At 65.4% G+C, this 1,056-nt stretch carries 1 protein-coding gene and 1 pseudogene; both read left to right on the forward strand.

The window, feature by feature from the left end; all coding sequences use genetic code 11:
- Positions 1-213 (forward strand): annotated as a pseudogene (locus tag EN994_RS32770) (pyridoxal-phosphate dependent enzyme); the annotation flags it as partial.
- 238 nt (positions 214-451) lie between these two features.
- Positions 452-1,056: DUF4175 family protein (locus EN994_RS32775; protein ID WP_127308219.1), on the forward strand; the 605-nt coding region annotated here is incomplete at its 3' end.

Below are 1,056 nucleotides of genomic sequence, written 5' to 3' on the forward strand. Positions count from 1 at the left end.
ATCGCCGAGGCCTATGTCGAACGCTCGATCCTGGTCGGCGACGACGACATCGTCGCCGCGCAGAAGGCGCTGTGGAACCGAACCCGCATCATCTCCGAGCCGGGAGGTGCGGCCGCCTTTGCCGCAATCCTGTCGGGCCGCTATGCGCCGGCGCAGGGCGAACGGCTCGCCGTGCTGGTCTGCGGGGCGAATGCGGACCCCGCTACCTTCTAAAGGGCCTGCTGCCTTCTAAAGGGTATGCAGGATGGAACTATAACGGTCCACTTCACGTTTTTTCGAACCGCCTCGCCTTTGCCGTGTTTGCTGGTATTCTTTGAGTCGTGAGGCGTCGGGCTATCTGCCCGCTCCACAGCATGATCCCGAAACATGGAATCCCTTTCGGAACAGATCATGCTCAAAGGGATAGGGCCGCATCCCGGTTTCGGGATGCCATAGGCTCAAGGAAGGGCCGATGACGCAACGACCCACCTTCAGCAGCGATCGCGGCCTCGCCGGGCGGCTGGCTTTGAGCAGGCTGGCCACGCGGGTCTCGATGGTGGTCGAGCGCGGCTGGCCGTTGCTGCTTCCCCTCGTCATCGTTGCCAGCCTGTTCCTCAGCATCTCCTGGCTCGGGCTATTCTCCCGGCTGCCGGATATGGCGCGCATCGGCCTGGTCGCTGCCTTTGCCATAGCAGCACTGGCCGCGCTTTATCCCCTGCGTTTCTTCCGCCTGCCGGGCGCCGGCGAAATCGACCGCCGCATCGAGGCAGCCAATCAACTGTTGCACAGCCCGGTGCTGGTGCAGACCGACCGGCCAAGCGGCCGGGAAAGCAGCTTCTCGCAGGCGCTATGGCGCGAACACCAGAAGCGCATGGCCGGAAAGCTCGACAACCTCGGCGCCGACCTGCCGCGCACGCGCGTGCCGGAGCGCGACCCTTGGGCCCTGCGCGCGGTGGCGGCACTTTTGCTCGTTACCGCCTTCGCCTTCTCCTTCGGGCCGACGGGCGGCAGGATCAGCGACGGCTTCAATGCCCATGGCGCGCGCGATATCGTGCCGCCGCGCATCGACGCCTGGGT

The organism is Mesorhizobium sp. M7A.F.Ca.CA.002.09.1.1 (assembly GCF_003998555.1).
GTDB classification, from domain to species: domain Bacteria; phylum Pseudomonadota; class Alphaproteobacteria; order Rhizobiales; family Rhizobiaceae; genus Mesorhizobium; species Mesorhizobium ciceri.